This window comes from Microcoleus sp. Pol10D4, from assembly GCF_036701555.1.
In the GTDB taxonomy this organism is placed as follows: Bacteria; Cyanobacteriota; Cyanobacteriia; order Cyanobacteriales; family Microcoleaceae; genus Microcoleus.
In genome coordinates this window covers 38558-55896 of the sequence record NZ_JAUBRA010000049.1, presented here as the reverse complement: position 1 = coordinate 55896, position 17339 = coordinate 38558, and the positions used below count along the sequence as shown (strand labels likewise).

12 protein-coding genes and 2 pseudogenes are annotated in these 17339 nt (G+C 44.5%); 7 read left to right on the top strand and 7 right to left on the bottom strand.

Translation table 11 applies throughout. The features are described from left to right. Positions 1-436 (top strand): transposase (locus tag QUA36_RS21875; protein ID WP_333459090.1); only part of this gene is annotated, 436 nt, incomplete at its 5' end. A gap of 329 nt (positions 437-765) precedes the next feature. Here QUA36_RS21875 and bla read toward each other — a convergent pair. The 5 genes and pseudogenes from bla to QUA36_RS21850 form a co-directional block, all read right to left on the bottom strand. Next, positions 766-1734: a class A beta-lactamase gene (gene bla, locus QUA36_RS21870; RefSeq protein ID WP_333459089.1), complete on the bottom strand. Its 969-nt coding sequence runs from the start codon at positions 1732-1734 to the stop codon at positions 766-768. Between the two features lie 163 nt (positions 1735-1897). Next, positions 1898-2401, bottom strand: coding sequence for an arylamine N-acetyltransferase (locus QUA36_RS21865; protein WP_333459088.1), 504 nt, complete (start codon positions 2399-2401; stop codon positions 1898-1900). Continuing rightward, a complete protein-coding gene (locus tag QUA36_RS21860) occupies positions 2379-2750 on the bottom strand; it encodes an arylamine N-acetyltransferase (RefSeq protein ID WP_333459087.1) in 372 nt (123 codons plus the stop codon). Before QUA36_RS21860 ends, QUA36_RS21865 begins: the two co-directional genes overlap by 23 nt. A gap of 479 nt (positions 2751-3229) precedes the next feature. Continuing rightward, entirely contained in the window at positions 3230-4519 is a 1290-nt protein-coding gene (locus QUA36_RS21855) for a transposase (protein WP_333459086.1), read from the bottom strand. A gap of 462 nt (positions 4520-4981) precedes the next feature. Next, a pseudogene (locus tag QUA36_RS21850) lies at positions 4982-6094 on the bottom strand (IS630 family transposase). A 599-nt stretch (positions 6095-6693) separates the two neighbouring features. Between QUA36_RS21850 and QUA36_RS21845 the strand changes: the two are divergent. Both QUA36_RS21845 and QUA36_RS21840 read left to right on the top strand, forming a co-directional pair. Further along, positions 6694-7599 (top strand): annotated as a pseudogene (locus QUA36_RS21845) (Rpn family recombination-promoting nuclease/putative transposase). 288 nt (positions 7600-7887) lie between these two features. Continuing rightward, a complete protein-coding gene (locus QUA36_RS21840) occupies positions 7888-9813 on the top strand; it encodes an alpha-amylase family glycosyl hydrolase (RefSeq protein WP_333166019.1) in 1926 nt (641 codons plus the stop codon). A gap of 287 nt (positions 9814-10100) precedes the next feature. Here QUA36_RS21840 and QUA36_RS21835 read toward each other — a convergent pair whose 3' ends face one another. Beyond that, on the bottom strand, positions 10101-11201 hold the full coding sequence (locus QUA36_RS21835; RefSeq protein ID WP_333459085.1) for a glycosyltransferase family 4 protein: 1101 nt from the start codon (positions 11199-11201) through the stop codon (positions 10101-10103). A gap of 386 nt (positions 11202-11587) precedes the next feature. Here QUA36_RS21835 and QUA36_RS21830 point away from each other — a divergent pair, with 386 nt between their 5' ends. From QUA36_RS21830 to QUA36_RS21815, 4 genes are all read left to right on the top strand, one after another. Beyond that, positions 11588-12448 (top strand): inositol monophosphatase family protein, encoded by an 861-nt coding sequence (locus QUA36_RS21830; protein ID WP_333459084.1) that lies wholly within the window; start codon positions 11588-11590, stop codon positions 12446-12448. A gap of 565 nt (positions 12449-13013) precedes the next feature. Then, positions 13014-13694, top strand: coding sequence for a Crp/Fnr family transcriptional regulator (locus QUA36_RS21825; RefSeq protein ID WP_333165702.1), 681 nt, complete (start codon positions 13014-13016; stop codon positions 13692-13694). Further along, entirely contained in the window at positions 13691-15619 is a 1929-nt protein-coding gene (locus tag QUA36_RS21820; RefSeq protein WP_333459083.1) for a M61 family metallopeptidase, read from the top strand. The genes QUA36_RS21825 and QUA36_RS21820 overlap by 4 nt, the downstream gene beginning before the upstream one ends. Before the next feature lie 114 nt (positions 15620-15733). Then, complete coding sequence (locus QUA36_RS21815; protein WP_333367221.1) at positions 15734-16207, top strand: TerB family tellurite resistance protein; 474 nt, start codon at positions 15734-15736, stop codon at positions 16205-16207. 555 nt (positions 16208-16762) lie between these two features. Here the strand turns inward: QUA36_RS21815 and QUA36_RS21810 are convergent. Then, positions 16763-17293 (bottom strand): peptidoglycan-binding protein, encoded by a 531-nt coding sequence (locus tag QUA36_RS21810; protein ID WP_333459082.1) that lies wholly within the window; start codon positions 17291-17293, stop codon positions 16763-16765. Between the last annotated feature and the right edge of the window lie 46 nt (positions 17294-17339).

Here is a 17339-nt window from a genome sequence, read left to right as displayed (position 1 = left end):
CTGGCAGGAAATCGGAGAATATTTAACAATTCCTAGTCGTCGTAGTCAGCGAATAAATGTACTAGGAATTATGAATCGAAATAACCATCTTGAAACTTATATTTCATCTCAAAGTATTAATTCAGATGTGGTTATTGCCTGTATTGATGCTTTTTTCCCCACCGTAGATAAGCCAACGGTGATTGTCACTGATCAAGCTTCTATTCATACCAGTGATGCTATTGTTGACAAACTTGAAGAGTGGAAACAACGTAATATTACTCTCTTTGAGTTGCCTTCTTACTCTCCAGAATTAAATTTAATTGAAATTTTATGGCGGTTTATTAAGTATGAATGGATTGAGATATCTGCTTACAAGAATTGGGGTACTTTTGTTACCTCTGTGGAAAAAATCCTGAAAGAATTTGGAGAAAACTATGTAATTAATTTTGTCTAGCTACTTACTATGTATTTGTGTAATTAATTCTGTCTGACTACTTAAAAGCGATCGTTCTAGTCCGCATCAAGGTAGTGGAAAACTTCTCCAAAACTTCGGAATCTTGTAGCGGGCTGGCGGCATAGTGGCTAGCCCGCTAACCGTCCGTCCTATCAGAGAAACCCTACAAACCAGAGCAAAGAGAATGCGTTACTTTATGTAGAAGGGCATTGATCACTAAAAATGTGCTCAACGCCTAGCGGTATCAAAAGTTTAGGAATCACAAAAGTTCTTGATGAGTTCCACTATAAAAAAGAGCGATCCACCGTTAACACCTTCGCCTTCAGCAACTATTTGCTCCATTCGTCCCATGCTGCCAAAGCCACTTTTGCGATGACTTCCTCGCGTACCGCATCGTTTGCTCTAGAGTCTGAAACAAAAACAGCGATCGCCAGATGCCGTCCATTGGGGAGCGTCACGAGTCCAACATCATTGGTTGCAGCCGTCACTCCATTTACAGTAGAAGAAGTACCGGTTTTGTGAGCTACAACCGTCCCATCAGGCAACAGTCCTTTAATGCGCTTTGGGCCTGTAGTTGTCTCTGTCATCAATTGCAGCAATAAAGCTTGACTAGATTTGGAAAGTCCTTTTCCCTCATGAAAGGCGCGCAACAAAACGATGGTGGCATCAGGTGTTGCATAGTTACGATACTGCACTGCTGTGTCTTGCCCTAGCTCCTTCTCCGTGTTAGCAACGACGATATCGTTGACGCCAATACCCCGCAAATACTCCGTGACAATCATTGGTTTTCCGAGTTGTCGTAACAGCACATCAGAAGCCGTATTATCACTTTCAGAAACCATGTACTTCAATAGTTCAGCCAGACTGAATTCCATTCCCTGCGATTTCTCGTCGAGAATCCGACTACCCTGGAGGACATCACTGGCTTCAACACGAATTTTCTGGTCTAGCTTCAGTTTTCCTTGGTCTACTTGAGCCAGAACAGCCATTGCAATAGGAAATTTGTAAACGCTTTGCATCGGAAATTGCTGATTTCCATTCAGACTCACTGACTCTCCGGTTTCTAGCACTGTGGCTGTAACTCCAACACGCCCGATCGCTGCTTGAGAAATTTGTTCGATCCGATCGCGTAATTCGTTGGTGCGATCGGCGTTGGATATTGTGATACCGCGAGGCGCACTTGTCTCGGTGTTGGGAGCGTCTTCTCTATTACTGGAGGAGTTAACGCTCGTGCAACCAAGAGTCAGTAAACACAAGCAAAATGTGTAAATCCAAACTTTTTTAATCGCTGGAATCATGTCAATAGTTCTCGGTTAGGGTGAAGCCGTATTAAGGATAGAATAAGTTAGGGGTGAGGTTTTAATGGGTACAGCTTCGACTCTACCTCTCGGCTGTAGCCCTAATAGATTAACGAGGAAAGAATGGTATGTTACATTGATTAACCATTAACCGAGAGAATCGTTAGGTCATCGCACACGAGCGCTCAATTAATTGTTGTAACATCCGATCGATCTCAGCGATCGATCGGATGTTGAGACAAAAAACATTCTCAAGGGTAGCGCGTAACTCTGCAACCGTTGAAAGGACGCGGTGTTCTGTTCGACCATCCAAATAATGCACCGTAAACTGATTGTTCCACAAGGCATAACGACAATTTGAATCCGGTTTTGCCACCATCAAATTAGTAACAAAAATCGAGTTTGGATGAGTTGAAACATACCAATTACTCACCTCATAATCGGGTAATTCTTGCTCCTGAAGGTCGAATCTGTAAAGGGATTTCCACTCCTGCTTGATATATGCTTGCATAATGTAGCTGCGATCGGTTGCAATCAATCGAAATGGTTCATGGGATGTAGGTTGTTCAATATCCGGTATCAAAGCAAGCGGCGCGGTAAGCGTTAATCCTCCGAATCCCACATCTGCAATGTATGGCTCTCCATCAATATTGACCCCCAGCACCATATGGCTGCGAGGTGCGATCGTCCCCCCCCGATGGCAAATTCCACAGCACGCGGGCTGCTAGATTCGTTACCTCAAAGCCAAGAGCAAGCAAAACAGCCCGCAACAATGAGTTTTGCTCAAAACAATAGCCACCCCGTCCTTCGTGGATTAGTTTTTGTTGCAAGGATGCTAAATCCAGCTTCACAGGTTGTTTCAGGAGTGAATTGAGGTTTTCAAAGGCGATCGTGTGGGAATGTCGCTGATGAATTGCCTGTAACGTTGTCAGCCTGGGCGAGGAGTCACCGCTATAGCCAATTCGTTGAAAATAGGCATCCAGGTCTATCTCAGTCAGTCGCTGTTGCAATTGCATATTTTATTATCAGAGTCAATGCTGAGTTTATTCATGGGTAATAATTAATCATTACGCATCCAACGTTCCTTCATGTTTAACATCGGAGAAATCATAGATTGTGAGCGCTCCTTCACGTCGAATCATCCGCTTCCCCAGCATATCGCTCCTTTCATCCCATCAAGTAAATCGGTAATGTCTCTTTGGTCGGGGTCGCGATTAGCGCATAGCTGTGCTGACATAACGCATCTCCTTTGCTAATCTCAAAGTTAGTTCTTTACCGCAATTGCTCATGGGTAGCCAATCTACAGCCAAAACTATCTTTCTGGTCGCCTCTATGGTGGGCTGGCTTATCGTTGGTGCATCTTTGATGTATCTTTTTCCGGTCGTCGCAGATTGGTTAATATCCTCCGCTCGCACCCATCTATGGATGCAGACCCTCAGCCGTAGCGGTTACAATCCTATGCTGGCTTGGGTAGGAGGAGGCATCACTCTGGTTATTACCGTGTCGGGGTATATCCTCTGGCATCAGAGGTTTGAAGGCAAGATTTAGAGCGATGTTGACACTCCTCGACTATCAGGTACGAGGATTCTTGGTTCACAGGGATTCCAACGAATTTACCCTCACCAAGCATCTTGACCGTATGCCCTACGGCTGCAAGCCCTCTAATTAAAACTACTTGTGCTGCTGCAACATCTCTGTCTGTTGTATACCCACAGCTAGAACAAGAATGGGTTCGCTCCGACAGTTCTTTCTTGCCTGTCTCCACACCACAATTAGGACAAATTTGACTTGTTTTATGAGCACTTACTTTCTGAAAACACACACCATGCTTAAAACAGGTTTGCTGCAAGATAGTAAAGAATTGCCCCCAACTAGCATCTAAACAGTGCTTACCGAGCATTGCTCTAGACAAACCAATCAAGTTCAAATCTTCAACAAATATCATTCCTGCATCTTCGCAAAGTTGGTGTGCTAGTTTCCAGTGCCAGTCTTTGCGACAGTTGGCTATATATTCGTGCAGCTTGGCAACTTTCTTCTGAGCTTTTTTTCGGTTATTCGAGCCTAACTTCTTTCGACTGACGCGCTGTTGCAGCAATTTAAGCTTGCGTTCGGCATCAACGAAAAACTTTTGGCGCTTTACTAGAAGACCGTTGGAAGTCGCTATGAAATTAGTTAGACCAACGTCAATACCCAAAGCTTCGCCGTGAGGCATAACCGTCGGTACAGAAACGTCCCATTGCAGGGTTAGCATTACATACCAACCGCTAGCTTTCTTGACAATTCGAGCTTGCTTGATTGTTGCACCATCAGGAATGGGACGCGATTGATGGAATTTCACCCAACCAATCTTGGGTAGTTTCACCCTCTCGCCTTGAACTGGATTGACGCCCATTTCTGGAAACACAAAAGAACGCATTCCACCAATTTTTTTAAAGCGCGGAAATCCGTGTTTCTGTTCCCACATACTGACAAATGCTTTCTCAAGCCTTCGCAATGTTTGCTGCAAGACGTGGACTTGAACCGCACCGAGAGCAGGAATGTTTGCCCTGGCTGCGGTTAAGTTTTTGCACTGACTTGCGTAAGTCGGTCGCTTTGTTTCCGCAGGGATGATGAATTCAGAACGGATAGAGCAAGCGTTAACTTGACAGCTACGAGATTGAAACCAATGTTTGCGTTCAGCTAGCGCGTAATTGTAGACGCGACGGCATTGCTCTAGCCAATCTTCAAACATGGCTGTTTGCACCGCTGTTGGTTTCAGTTTAAATTCGTAGGTTAAGTTAAACATTTGCTCTGTCCTTCCTATCCTAATTATAGAAGTTTGGCTAAACGCAAATGCGATTACTCACAATTCTTAATTAAAGCCGTCCTAGAAGGACGGGGCTTGTATCCCATTTTCTTGGTCACAGATCGATTTTGGAGCGATCGAGTTCTGAGCTTTTAGAAGTGTGGGAGGCATGAGCGGTGAGGCGTAAAAAAAGCCTCCCAAGACGACTATCAGAATTTTAGATATTTATGAATGCTGGTTTGATACAGCCGTGCTTACTTTGGGGAAAACAGCTAAATGCTCTATTTCTAACAGTTTTTGCTGATTTAAAACATTATACTCTGATGTATCTGAAGTGGCAACCGCTAGTACATTCTCAGTGATTTAGCCTTTAAGTTTCTGCTAAATGACCCTTAGCTCTTAATAAGGGCATGGTAGTGGTTTGGAAAACTTAACTTTTATTTACAATAAGCTGTTGCATATTTAAACTGTGATACAAGCATTACCCTTGTTTTTGATTTTGCGACCCCATTTAATTATTAATTGCCCTTCATTTAAGAGGCGGTGCAATAAATACTCTAGCTCTTCAATAGATGTAAAAAGTCTATTGGCTATATATTCTTTAGCCGAATGCCATACTAATTCAATTAAGTTATAGTCGGGGCTATATTCGGGGAGGAATTCTAAAGGTCGGTTAGGCATTTCTGTTTCAATTATTTTCAGGTACTCTTGTTTTTTGTAAAAACTAGCATTATCAAGGATAATTACTATTTTGGCTCCTTTTTTCGCAAATTCTGAGGCTTGATTACCTGCTGACATCCATTCATTAATTAGCTCTTTATGGAACAGTTTTAGCACTTGATAAAAATTATATGAATTGCCTTTGTTGAGGAACTCTACCCACCTCTTTTTATCGGAATTTCTCACTCCTCCCATTACATTAACTCTGCCTTTTCTCCGGTCTCCTCGGACTTTTTTTCGGCTGCCTTTTTTACACCAGTTCTTTCTTCTGGTGACTCTTAAACTAAATCCACTCTCGTCCCAGAACCATACCTGTAAACGTTCTGGCGATTCTTTTTCTATTTTTAAATATTCGGCTATCTTTATTTTAAATGCTGTTCTTTTTTCGGGATTTCTCTTCGACTCCAGGCTATACTTGGCCCAGATATAAACATACTTTTTTTGCTTTAATACCCTCCGAACTTGTCCTCCACTTAATTTTATTCCTGTGGACTCTTCTAAGTATGTTGCTAATCTCTGCGCTGTCCATCATCCAAAATCATATCCTAATTCTTGAGGGTCTTTTTCTATAGTTTCTAATAACATATCTATATATTTATCTGTGGCTTTTTTGTGATTTCCCTTCATCCTCTCATCTATTAGACTTTCTAGATTGTCTGGGTCTCCCTTTATACACCAATAAGATACTTTGTTGACTGAGCAACCCAAAAAATCAGCGATATTAGATTGAGTTCTACCGTCATTTAGCAATAACAAAATCAGAAGTCTTTCTCTGACATTTGCCTTTTCTTCCTCTCTTAAGGCTTTTTGTAGTTTCTCTATTTGTTGGGGATTGAGATGGTTTTTAGCTGGCATTCTTGTATATATTGACTAAACTCCTTTTTTATTATACCCTATTTAAAGGTACAACAGCTTATCTGTTTGTGATCGGCAATTATATTGAATCTACAACAATTGAGCGCGATCGCCTGCGTCAGCTATTGCTTATAAATGGGTACAAATTTTCAGATCAACAGTTGCATCCTTTGTAGAGTAAAAGTTTTAGGACTGTTAGTACATTTGTATGGGGAAAGTGCTGTTTAATCGGCTCACTGAATATCTGCGCGTCACAAGAAGAGTAGCCTGATTTTTTGCGGGGAAAGCAGTGGGCGAAAATGGAAGCGATCCAACGCTTGCAAGCAGTAGGATTGAGCGATGAGCAAATCGCGCAATGTTGGGATCTGACGCTACAAGAGATTAGACAAGTCGATTTGACAGAATAGAATATAGAGCGCTAATAATCGCTGATGGACTCCCCGGCTCAAGCTAGGATAGAGCATCCGATATCCCGTTTTGGCAAGTCGCCCACCCTGGAGAGTTGCGGAACACGCGATATAGCTCTTAATTCTAACAGGTATAACCGATTTTCCCACTGGGTAAAAATAATAGGTAAGTCATTTTAAAAGAGATTGACCGTGAGATTCATTAACCCCAAAATCGAGTTTGCATTCAAAAAAATATTCGGCTCCAACGAAAGCAAACCAATTTTAATCAGCTTTCTCAATGCCATGATTTATGATGGGAACCCCACCATTGCCGACCTAGAAAATATCGACCCGTATTTAGCATCGAGAGTTCCGTATCTCAAAGACTCTTACCTGGATGTCAAAGCTAGGCTTGCAGGAGGCGCAACTGTAATTATCGAAATGCAAGTTTTAAATGTAGCATCTTTTGCGAAACGGGTGGTTTACAATGCTGCGAAAACTTACTAAACTCAACTGATTCGCGGTCAAGGTTACTTTAAGTTAAAACCTGTAATTGCTTTAACAATTACTGATTTTGAAATATTTGAAAATGACCAAGAAGTAATTTCTCAATTTGTGTTTAAGGAGAAAAAGCGTTTATTTGATTATGTCGATCCAGAGATTGAACTGATATTTATAGAATTGCCCAAATTTAATAAACAATTAGATACTTTAGAAACTTGGACTGAGAAGTGGATTTATTTTATGAAAAATGCTCCCAGCTTGGAAATAGTGCCGTCAACAAAGGAAACAGTATCGGAAATACAGCAAGCCTTTGCGATTGCCAGTGAAACTAATTTGAATCCAGAGGAGTTGGCAGATTTAGAAGAACGCGAAATGTTTATTCTCGATCAGCAGGGTGTCTTGCTCAATGGAATTGAAAAAGGCATCGCACAAGGCAGAGAACAAGGCATCGCACAAGGTAGAGAACAAGGTAGAGAAGAAGGAGTCGCGCTAGGAATGAGAGAAAAGGCTCTAGAAATTGCTAGGCAACTTCTGAATGTCCTTGACAATCAAACCATTAGTCAAACTACTGGTTTGAGCGTTGAAGATATCCAAAACTTGCGGAAGGAATAGAAAGGAAGGGAAAAAGTACGATCGCATAAGTAGTGCACCTTTTCTCGTTACCAGGCTGAGCCTAGTAGCGTAGGTTTTTGAGGGTTTGCCTCTTGGATTGAGAATTACGCTAAACATTAACTCTCATCCACTTAATGCTCAAGGATGAGTCTGCCCTCAGTCTAAAGGAAGATTTCATTAAACCAGTAAATTCCGTATGATGCTGTAAAAGTCAGTTATAGGGGAAAGCTATCTCCGACTCTAGCTCCGAATAACTGACCAATCTTACAATATAAAAAAATACATCTCATGACATCAGTCACTCCCAATCAAACTTCCTCTCAATACGAAGTTAGCGAACCAGAAGAAAAAATTGAGTCTCTGGTAGAAGAAGTTAAGGCAGAAATCGAAATCGATTTAGAGTTCCTTTACACCAGAGATATTGAATTCCGACAAGAAACAATTTATTTCATTGTAGTCGATCGCTTTTACGACGGCGACCCCGCAAATAACGAAGGCCCCAATCCAGAACTTTACGATCCAGAAGGGAAAGATTGGGGCAAATATTGGGGCGGCGACTTGCAGGGAGTTATCGACAAACTCGATTACTTAAAAGATATGGGAGTTACCGCAGTTTGGCTGACTCCACTGTTCGAGCAAGTTGAAGCATTATTTGTCGAACAAGCTGCAATTCACGGCTACTGGACTAAAGATTTCAAGCGACTAAATCCCCGCTTTATTGCCACAGGCGACAATCCTTCTATTAACCAAACACAAGAAAGTAAAGATACGGTATTTGACAAATTAGTATACGAGTTGCACCAGCGAAACATGAAACTCGTGCTCGATATTGTCTGCAATCACAGCAACCCAGATTTTAGCGGTAAAAAAGGGGAACTCTACGACGACGGCGTAAAAATAGCTGACTTTAACGACGATGAAGATGACTGGTATCACCACTACGGCGAAGTCACAAACTGGGAAGATGAATGGCAAGTCCAAAACTGCGAACTGTCGGGTTTAGCAACTTTCAACGAAAATAATATTGCCTACCGGAATTACATTAAGTCAGCAATTAAACAATGGCTCGACAGAGGTGTTGATGCTTTGCGGGTTGATACAGTCAAGCATATGCCTATTTGGTTTTGGCAGGAATTTAATGCTGACATTTTAACACACAGACCTGATGTTTTCATTTTTGGCGAATGGATTTACAGCGACCCTAGAAACGATCGTTCTGTGGAATTTGTCAACGAGTCGGGGATGACTATTTTAGATTTTGGTCTGTGCGTGGCAATTCGAGACGTATTGGGGAAGGGTGCCGAGGCAGGATTTAAGTTAGTCCAAGATGTCTTGAATTTGGATCACCGCTACTACGGGGCGACGGAGTTGATTACTTTTATTGACAACCACGATATGCCGAGGTTTCAGTCGTTGAATCCCGATCCTGAAATGCTGCTGTTGGCGATAGGTTTAATTATGACGACTCGCGGCATTCCCTGCATTTATTACGGCACCGAACAGTATCTGCACGATGATACAGATGGGGGAAATGACCCTTACAACCGCCCGATGATGGAAAAGTGGGATAGTGATTCGGCGATTTACCGAGAGGTGCGGTTGCTGTCGGGATTGCGACGGCTGAATCCAGCTATTTCGATGGGGAGTCAGTGGCAAAAATATCTAACTCCTGATGTTTATTGTTACGTGCGCCGCTATCGCGATTCTGTGGTGTTTGTTGCGATGAATCGTGGCAATCCTGTTACAATTGAAGAGGTTGATACTGAGCTGCCTGATGGAGAGCATACGGAGGTTTTATCGCGCCGCAAGTTTGAAGTTAAAGATGGGATGCTGTACAATTTAGAGTTGGGTGCGCGGGAAGTAATGATTTTTAGCCGCGTCGGAGAGCGAGTTAAGGCGACAACTATTGTGCGGGCGCAGCTTAACAGCGTTAGAACTCAGCCTGGGGAAAGAATTGTGGTGATTGGAGATTGTCCTGAATTGGGGAATTGGGATATTAGTAAGGGCTACCCGTTGGAGTATATCAATACTAATACTTGGTTTGGGGAAATTCCTTTTAATGAAAGTGCGGGGAAGCTGATTTCTTATAAGTATGCGCTGCTACGGGAAGGAATGTCGCCGCTGCGAGAAAATCTGGTTTGTCGCCGCTGGGTTTTAGTTTCGGAAGGGACTGTGAAATGGCGGGATAAGTGGGCGAGTGGACGGGAGTCTTAATAGTTTTGATTTGTGAGTTTTGAGTGAAACCGTTTTAGGCACATAAACCGGGTTTGATGAACGAAAATACTTCCTTAAGGCTTTCGATTATCTTTTTAAAACCCGGTTTATTTAGTAGGTACGTAACTGCTGTGAGATTTAATTATTAAATGCACCTCATAATTCCTTACTTTTTAAATATGACTTAGGTAATAAAGAGTTTGGCTTTTTCTCTATAGCAGTAAGGTGTGCATTGTGCATCCTCCAGGCGTGAGTTGTGGTGCGCTTCGGCGCACCCTAAAGTTTTATTAAAGCGATCGCAGCTTCTGGGCTAAAACATCGACATAACGTTCGCTGCTGTGCTGGTTCACAACCATTTCGTAGCCCCGCTGTGCTTGAGATTCAGCTTCTTGAGGATTTTTTAGCAAATGGACGATCGCCTCGCGCAAACCTGCTGCATCTCCCACATCTACCACTTTGGCAATATCCGGGGCCGTTAAATAATCGACGAGACCTTGAGTCCGAGTAATGGCGACCGGCCGCTTGCAGGCCATTGCTTCCAGTAAAGCCGTACCTCCAGCAGCATATTTATTGTCTACCAAACACACTGCAATTACGTCTGCATCGCGGTAAAGCTGCACTAAATCCGGCCATTCGTAGAATTTGCGCGACATATTTTCTGGCATAGTATCGGGGAAAGCTTGCGATAAAGCTTTGGCATCTTTAGAAAAACCGCTAATTTTTACGTCAACATCTAAGTCAGCCGTTGCTGCGGCTAAGAGTCGGTAGTCGCGCTTTTCTAATCCGACGCTAACAACTGTTTGCCGCTTTTTCTCGCCAGAAGCTGGGCCAGGTGTGAAAAATTGGGTGTCTGTCTGTTCTAGAAGCACTAAAATGCGCGATTCAAGTATAGCTAAATAGCTGCGGAGGAAGTTTATTTGAGGGCGGGCGTTGACAATGAATACGTCAATTTTGTCAGCCAAACCGAATAGTTTCAGGGCGAGGCGGCCGCGCGGCCGATCGATATTGTGGAAAAATACAACAATTTTCGGGCGATCGGGCAATTGGCCACACACCGCCGCTACTGGAATCCCAATGTCCTCGCCCGTACAAAATATCACGTCGTCGCTGCTGACTTGCTCGGACAATTTGCGCGCTGCGGCCCAATGTTCGGGTTTAGAAGAAACTTTTGATCGCAGCTTGTCACTCAACGATATCGCTTCGCCATCCGGGGCGTGGACGGTGGCATTTAAGCGTTCTCTGAGAGCCCGCAGGACGTGGCGAGGGCATTTGCCGAGTTGTGCATCGCGGTCAATCCCATCTAGGTCTATTTTGCGACCTAATGCCATATGGTATTTCAAAGTATTCTCCTTATAATTGTGGTGCTGGTACAAATTATCTAACCTCATAAAATTCTATCCTCTACTGTTGAAAGTGCTGGTGCGATCGATCACGGGATTTTAGATTTTAGATTTTAGATTTTAAAACAGATAAATCTAGTAAGCTAAGGCGCATCTAGATTTTATAGTCAAGTTTGATGAAATTTTTGTGGGTGGGTGTCTCGCCCGCCCCAAAAATACAATTTAGATACGGGACAGCTTAGTATCTGCTTAGTGTCTAAAATTTTTTTGAGTTCCACGAATCCTTTCTGGGGCTTGTATCGCAACGACCCTGATGGTTAGGAAACCGGGTTTCTCGACACCCGCGCGCAGATCCTGTACGAGTCAAAAACAGTGAAACGCGCCGATCGATTCCAAGGACTTAAGCTTTTATGCTGAAGTTAGCTAAAAAATTTATGTTTAACCTCATGTATATTTCTCCAGAGCAAGATCAAAAAATTCGCTACACCCTGCGCGAGTGCGGTCAAGAAGCTTACAAGCTCGCAGCCCAACCTTTTGAAGTTTGCGAGAAAGGGCCCAACGACTACGTAACGAGTATAGATCAATACCTAGACCGACAGCTATCAGCAGCATTTAGCGCTTTGTTTCCTGAAGACGGCAGAATCACGGAGGAAAACAGCGCCTCCAGAGCAGCTTACCGCGCCAATTACCAGCGCCTCTGGTGCATAGATCCCATCGATGGGACTGAAGAATTTATTCGGGGAAAACTGCACTACGCTTCGATGGTGGGGCTGCTGCTTGAAGGGGAACCGGTGGCCGGCTGGCTCTACGCCCCGGCTTTTGACCAAATGTATTTTGGGGGCAAAGATTGGGGATTGTTCCAAAGTGTCGGAACCCAAGCGCCGCAGCCGATCGCCCTATGCAAACCCCCGGCTCCGACAGCGGAAAATTGTAAAATTATTCTCGGAGACAAAGACCAGAAAAACTACGCCCAGGCGATCGCCCAAAGCATCCCCGGAGCCGAATTTTACTCGCTGGGCAGCTTTGGCTTAAAAGTAATGGAAGTTATCTTCGGTCGAGCTGGTTTGTACCTATATCTCAACGGCAGAGTTAAAGTGTGGGATACCGCCGGTCCTCTGGCTTTAGCAAAAGCAGCCGGATTGGTTTGTTGCGACTTGCAAGGTCAACCGCTGAGGTGGACTAAAGATGCGATCGAGCCGGAGACTCTGGCCCACACGCAGTCAATCGCGATCGGCTGGCCGGAATACATAGAACCTCTGTTGGGCAAAGTTCAACAGGCAGTGGCAGGCTTGTAAACCCGTTTAAGATTAAAGAATCTGCCAATTTTACGTGAACCGGGCCTCTGCACCCTTATCATCAATTAAAGGAGCAACGGATTGTTTGTGTTCCCAAACATCGATCGTTCCCTAGCTGTTGGGTGTCGCCTAATCATATTTCCCACCTCCGCGAGTTTGCGTCAGGAACCTCAGCTATCAGGCGTGAGGCTTGGAAGAGTAATCTGACAAGCCATTCTGACGGGCTATCGTCTTAACTGACTACGTTTTTTGAGTCACGACACTCCTTGAATGCGAAGCCAGTTTTGGGCTCTGTCGCTGAAGGTTAAACAGCCCTAATGTCACTGGGGCAGTGCTTTGGGCCCAACAAGCTCACTAAACCAAGGCGCAGGCTAACATCACCCCGAAAGGGAGGCTCGAAAGAGCAAAACACTATGCGTACAGGGCTGGGAAGTTTGAGGCGGTAATTGTCCCGCTGAAAGTGCAACACAAAAGCACACCGAGCCAACCAGTCCCAAGGCGGTAGTAATCAAAAAAAGACAATATAAAGCCGTCCTTCAGGACGGAGTTTCTACCCATTTTTTTGATGAAGACAGAAGCTTTCAGTGAGCTATTCCCTCTATTTAAGGGTGCTAACCCAGAAACCTTGGGAGGGCTGCTATCAAATGCCGTCAAGCATGAGTATCCCCCGGGCCGAGCTGTGGTGATGGAGGATTCTTGGGGCAACGCGATTTACTTTGTCGTGTCTGGCTGGGTAAAAGTCCGCCGCTTGTCAAACGATCGAGCTGTATCAATGGCTATTTTAGGACGGGGTGCCTTCTTCGGCGAAATGGCCATTCTGGACGAATCACCTCGATCGAATGACGTACTTGCTCTATCGCCCGTGCGACTTCTCAGCGTCACAGCTCAGCGATTTATCCAAACCCTGTTTAAAGACCCGCAATTGCACCACCGGATGCTGCAACTGATGGTGCGGCGGCTCCGCCAAACCAATCACCGCTATCAACTCCGAAACCGCCAGCCAGCGGTTAAACTAGCAAATACTTTAGTCGAGCTGGCAGAAAACTACGGTCAGAAAACTGCTGAGGGCAAAGAGATCTTCAATATTCCTTATGAAGACTTAGCTGATGTCACAGATATCACCCTAGATGAAACCAGCAAAATTATGGAAAAACTCGATAGTAAAGGTTGGATCAAAATCGATCCAGACCGCCAAACTATCCATTTGATCAACCTCAAGCACTTGATTAATTTGGCAAGTCAATGACTGATGTTACTTCTTTGGATACCTTGTCCGCTGCCGACAACCGTGAGGGGCAACTAACAGCACCGACAATTCAATATTCGGTGGCGATGCCGAATCCGGAATCCCACCTGTTTGAAGTGACTTTGCGCGTGCAAGGTTGGTCGAAGCCGGTTCTGGATTTAAAAATGCCTGTCTGGACTCCCGGTTCTTACTTGGTTCGAGAGTACGCCCGCCACCTGCAAGATTTTAGCTCCCATGCGGGCGATTCCCTACGGGATAGCTACGCTTCACGTGCTTTACCTTGGCGCAAGCTCAGCAAAAATCACTGGCAAATCGAGACAAATTCGGTGTCAGATGTCACGGTTTTCTACCGCATTTTTGCCAACGAACTGACAGTGCGAACCAATCATCTAGACTCGACTCACGGTTATTTCAATCCGGCGGCTTTGTGCTTTTTCTTGTCCGGTTTTGAGAGCAACTGTTACACCGTAACCGTTGTGCCGCCGCAGCCCGAATGGCGCACAGTTACTACTTTGCCACCTGTTTCTGGCCCAAATCTTACTTTCGCTGCAGCGGATTTTGACACTCTCGTAGACAGTCCTTTTGAGATTGGCTGTCACGAAGTATACGATTTTGAAGTGATGGGAAAACCCCACCAGCTAGTTGTTTGGGGAAAAGGTAATTTAGAACCAGAACGCACGATTCGAGACATCCAAAAAGTGATAGAAGTCGAGGCAAAAATGTTCGGCGGTTTGCCTTACGAACGCTATGTGTTTTTCCTGCATTTGTCCGGCTCTGGTTTTGGCGGTTTGGAACATAAGGAGAGTTGTACTCTCAACTATCCGCGTTTTGGTTTTCGGGCTAAGGAAAAGTATGAACGCTTTATTCAGTTGGTAGCTCACGAGTTTTTTCACCTCTGGAATGTCAAGCGCATTCGACCGAAAGCTCTCGAAGTATTTGACTACGAAAAAGAAAATTACACTCCTTCTTTATGGTTCTCTGAAGGCACTACCAGTTATTACGATTTGGTGATTCCTTTTCGATCGGGTCTCTACAGCGTTAAAGGTTTTTTCCAAGGTATAGCTAAGGAAATTACTCGCTTGCAGACGACTCCGGGGCGGAGTGTGCAGCCTCTGAGCGAGTCGAGCTGGGATGCTTGGATTAAACTTTATCGCCGGGATGCTAATAGCGACAACTCGCAGATTTCCTATTATTTGAAAGGGGAAGTTGTTTCGTTTTTGCTCGATTTGTTGATTCGAGCCAGACACGGCAACGATCGCTCGCTCGACGATGTGATGCGTTTGATGTGGCAGCAGTTTGGCAATGCTAATTCGGCTGGAAACGGCGGTTTTGAGCTGAAGTCGGAAACGGATGGCAAATCGGCGCATTTAACCTCAAACGGAGAGTTATATTCTCCTTCGCTGCCAGCAGCAGAAATAGGCTTTACTCCCGAACAGTTGCAAAGTGCGATCGAGTCGATCGCCGGCATTGATTTGAGCGACTTTTTTGCGCGCTATATAGACGGTACAGAAGAGTTGCCTTACAACAAGTATCTGGAACCTTTCGGGCTGGAACTTACCGCAAGTGAAACTAGCGAAACACCTCGCATCGGTTGGACGTTGGGAACGGAAAACGGGCGGGAAATGGTTAAATTTGTCGAAGTAGGATCTCCGGCACAATTGGCCGGAATTGATGCTGGAGACGAGTTGCTGGCGATCGAAGGTTTTCGGGTAAATTCAGAACAAGCGGGCGAGAGACTAAAAGATTTCAAGCCTGGGGATATCGTCTCGGTGACAGTTTTTCACCAAGACGAACTGCGGACTTGTCCTGTTACTCTCGCCCCGCCGCGCCCGACGCGTTACTCGATCGTGCCAGTGGAACAGCCCACCGCTATTCAGAAACAAAACTTTACTGGATGGCTGGGAGTTCCTCTATCGAAATTGTGACATAAATGAAGGGGAACGGGAAAGAAAAGACAAGAAGGAATCAGGCTCAATTCCCAATTCCCAATTCCCAATTCCCAATTGCCCATTCCCAATTCCCCATTACCCATTTTGATTATGCAAACCCCACCTCCTCCATCAATTACGCCCCGCCAAATGAATCTGCTGAGAATTGTTGCTTCTATGGCCTGGGCTGACGGCGAACTGGCCACAGAAGAAGTTAATTTAATGCTCGATCGCTTTTGTCGTTTGTTTGCCCCAGATACCGACGGACAACAAATGCAACAAGAACTGCGGGATTACATCATGCAAAATATTCCCCTTGATGAGTTGATCGGTCAACTAGAAACTCAAGATGAAAAGGAATTAGTCTTGCAACTCGGCTATGAAGTGATTTCCTCTAGTTCTCGTACTCCCGACGAACCAAAAATTAACGCTGAAGAAGCCGCAGCTTATCAAAAATTAGTGCAGTTGCTGAATCTTTCAGAGGATGTGGTCAAGCGTATTGAAGCTGAATCATCGGCGGGAGATACTTCGGAGGGAATTGTCGAGAAGATGGCTCAAAAATTAGAAAAGTTCATCAAAGGCTAGTTCGGGACTTGCGTGCGCTTGGCTTAACAACCCGGTTGACTCCTAGATTTCTCGTTACTCAACCTGGAATTTTTCGTAGAAACCGGGGATAAGCCTCCATGCCTAAATCTTGTTAGGTAAGTATCAGCATAGTAATTTTCTGAGTGCAACTATTTACAACTAAATCAGAAGGGAAATAAACCGGATGGTGACTCCCACTTTCCTAAGATATACTAACAAATAAACACGCAAAAGTCGAGAATACTTTTCATCGCCGAGAACGGTAACAGAATTTGCGTGAAGCGAAGCTATCCCGCTCTTAATCGCCCTTCCCGCGCCCTGCCTTACCCTTAATGATAATTAGGGACTTAGGCAAAGCCTAAATCCCTAATTGAGCTACCGATTTTTTGCCATAACTGAAAGTGGTATCGTTTCCGGTTGCATCGGCATAATAAGATCGAGTAAACAGTCAACACTCAACCATTCAGTTTTTCAACACCGAGTAAACAGTCAACAGTCAACAGTCAACAATCATTTCGCTCGTACAACCGAAATAGATATTAATCCAACCCGTCATTAGTGCGGTAACTTGCTGAGGGCGTGCCAAGTTCTGTAGCCGACAATTCCATCTTGCGGTAAAGCCTTGCTCAGTTGTAATTGTCGCACTGCTACATCTGTCATCGCCCCGAAGAATCCGTCAATCGCACCGAAATAGTATCCATTGATTTTCAAGACATTCTGAACTATTTTAACAGCATTACCAGAACTGCCCTTCATGACGATCGGCATATTCACAGGTGCACCAGAGTATAGTGCTTCCCAAGTGATAGGGCCGACAATCCCATCTTCTTTTAAAAAGACGCGGTGTTGATAGCCTTTGACCGCGTTTTGAACTTGGACGCCGAAGATACCGTCAATCGGGCCAAAATAATATGCCCAATGATATAGAAGCTGTTGTAGTTCCTTGACAGCTTGGCCTGTTGAACCCATTTGTAAAGTGGGTTTGTTTACTCCCGTGGTTTCAGCAAATGCCAGAGTTGATTGAGCAGTAGTATCGGCGACGAGAGCCATAGTTTCATTGTTCAAGCTTCTTTCTTCGGTGTACATAATGTGGTTCCTCTCAATATTTAAGTTTTGGTCTTTGATATTTCAG